Source organism: Rhodococcus sp. R1101 (assembly GCF_000278445.1).
GTDB classification, from domain to species: Bacteria; Actinomycetota; Actinomycetes; order Mycobacteriales; family Mycobacteriaceae; genus Rhodococcus; species Rhodococcus gordoniae.
This window is the reverse complement of the sequence record NZ_AJVB01000516.1, coordinates 1-2,605: the sequence shown is the minus strand read 5'-3', so window position 1 is coordinate 2,605 and position 2,605 is coordinate 1. Positions and strand designations below refer to the sequence as shown.

Below are 2,605 nucleotides of genomic sequence, written 5' to 3'. Positions count from 1 at the left end.
GTCACCGCTGCGCCCTTCCGTCGCGACGGAAGGGCGTCCGAGTGATCGCGTGAACAGAACTGGCGCACAGCGATTCCGGATCCCGAGTACGGATCCGGGCGAGGAGCGCGAAGGCTCCGGGCGACGCGGGCGTCACTCCTCCATCATGACGCCTTCCCGGCAGCGCAACCAGCATGTCGAGGGCACGAACGCGAGGTGGTGTGCTCCTCGGAGCCGTGGCGTTGCCGCCGAGATCAGACGCGGAAGACGACCTCGACGGCGTGATTCGTGCGGCCTCGCGTCGACAACCGAGCGGTGTCAGAACAATCGCGGCGTCGCGTGCGACCCGTCCCGGGCTTCACGGATCCGGGCGTGCCAGCGGTCGACGAGCCACATCTCCACCATCTCCGGGCGCGTGGTGATCAACGACGCCCACATGTCGAGTAGTTCGACGTACCGGTGGTAGCGCCGCAAGGTGAAGTCGGCGACCGAGGGATCCTCGAGCCACCCTTCGTGGATGAGCGTCGACACCGCGTGCTGATCGAGAAGTTGCGCCGGCCCTGCCTCGGTCCGGACCTCGACCGCCCACAGATAGGTCGCCAGTAGCGGCACGCCGACCCCGGGGGTGTCCGGCCATCCGGACCAGGTCTGCCGAGCAGTCTCGGGCAGCGACTTGGTCTTTGCGCAGTAGTCGAGGACTCCCTTGATCCTGGCGAACCTGTCCCGGTCCTTCGGAGCGTGTGCGTCGCGGACATCGGGAAAGCGTCTGGCGCCGCGTCGTCTCGGGTGGGCACTACGCCAGGCCGCGCACAGGAACAGCAAACCCAGTCCGGCGTGGTCGGCGTCGATCAGTTCGCTACCCGAACGGAGGTCGTTGCGCTGGACGATCGCCTCACCGTCATCGATGATCCGTCCGTCGAGATTCCGACCGCGGAGGCGGATCTCGTGCCCGGCACGCTCGAGATGGCCGTTCCACCACTTCAGGTCGACGGTGACGCCCTCGTCGAGCACCTGCAGGTCGAACGAGCGCGCCCGGCACCACTCCGAACACGCTTGCGGAGGCTCGAACCCCTGGTCGTACGGATGCATTCTGTCGACCTTGCCACGAACGGTGGGCGACTCCGGGGCAGGACACGTGCGTGGGACACCTGTTCCCCCCTGGTGACAGCACTTCTGAGCTCATCGCCTACCGTAGATCGGCCTACGGCAGTGTTCCGCTCCGGTCGTCCGAAGTATCCGGTGCCGTGTCGAGTCGGTGGATCGTATCGAGCGTCTCGTCCAGCCAGGCCAGCCAGGTCTCCTCCAGGACGATGCCGAGGCGCAGCACGCGGTGTTGCAGGGTACGTCGCGCGTCGCCCCGAAGTTCGGCGAAGTCGCGTTGCTCGATGGCTCGATACTGCTCGAGCATCGCCGTCCGATACGCGCGTTGATGTTCCAAGGCCGGGCGCGCTGAGACGGGATCGGCGAGGGCCGCGGCGGCGCGCAGACGGACGGAGATGCCGGACCGAACTACGTCCGGATCCTCGATCTCGGCGATCCAGCCGCGCAGCAGCCGGCGGCCGTCGGGTGTGATGGTGAAACGCCGGGGCTGGCCTCGGCCGGGTTTGCCGTCCGCAGGGACTTCGCGGATCAGGTCGGCGGTGCGCATCCGGTCCAGTTCGCGGTAGATCTGCTGGTGGGTCGCCGGCCAGAAGTAACCGATCGACCGGTCGAAGCGGCGAGCGAGTTCCAGTCCGGTGCTGTCGCGCTCGACCAGTGCGGTGAGGATGGCGAACCTGAGTGACATCGGGTCAGCCTAGGTCACGTTATCCGGCGTCGATCATGACGACTCGGCGTCGTTCGAGGGACCCCCACGCCTGCTCGTACTCGTCCCGGAGTCGTTGGACGAGTTCGCGGACGGTGACGACGGATTCGATCGCGCCGAGGCCCTGGCCGGCTCCCCAGATGTCGCGCCAGGCCTTGGCGTCGGTGCCGCCGCCGGAGCCGAAGTTCATGGCGGACGGATCGGATTCGGGGAGGTTGTCGGGGTCGAGGCCGGCGGCGACGATGCTGCCTCGCAGGTAGTTGCCGTGCACCCCGGTGAACAGGTTGCTGTAGACGATGTCCTTGGCGGTGCTGTCGACGATCATATTCTTGTAATCGGCGGCATTGCGGGCTTCCTCGGTGGCGAGAAAGGCGGTGCCGGCGTACGCGAGGTCGGCGCCGGCGGCCTGGGCGGCGAGGATGGAGCGGCCGTGCGCGATGGATCCCGACAGCAGCAGTGGGCCGTCGAACCACCGGCGGATCTCCTGGAGCAAGGCGAACGGTGATTGCACGCCGGCATGTCCTCCTGCTCCCGCGGCGACGGCGACGATTCCGTCCGCACCCTTGTCGATCGCCTTACGAGCGAATTCGTTGGAGATCACATCGTGGAGAACGATGCCTCCATAGGAATGGACGGCCTCGTTGACCTCTTCTCGCGCCCCCAAGGAGGTGATCACGATCGGCACCCGGTGCTCGACGATGACCTCGAGGTCCTGCTCGAGCCGCTCGTTGGAGCGGTGCACGATCTGGTTGACGGCGAACGGCGCGACGTACTGCTCGGGGTGGCGTGCGGCATAGTCGGCGTTGCTCTCGGTGATCTGGT

General features: G+C 67.0%; 3 protein-coding genes. All 3 read right to left on the bottom strand.

Translation table 11 applies throughout. The annotated features are described in order from the left end of the window. Positions 1–297: 297 nt before the first annotated feature. Positions 298–1,068, bottom strand: a complete 771-nt coding sequence (locus R1101_RS0120840) for an 8-oxoguanine DNA glycosylase OGG fold protein (RefSeq protein ID WP_016935211.1) — start codon at positions 1,066–1,068, stop codon at positions 298–300. Between the two features lie 112 nt (positions 1,069–1,180). Beyond that, positions 1,181–1,765: a PadR family transcriptional regulator gene (locus tag R1101_RS0120835; protein WP_016935210.1), complete on the bottom strand. Its 585-nt coding sequence runs from the start codon at positions 1,763–1,765 to the stop codon at positions 1,181–1,183. A gap of 19 nt (positions 1,766–1,784) precedes the next feature. After that, on the bottom strand, positions 1,785–2,605 hold an 821-nt coding region (locus R1101_RS27905; RefSeq protein WP_016935209.1), incomplete at its 5' end, for an NAD(P)H-dependent flavin oxidoreductase.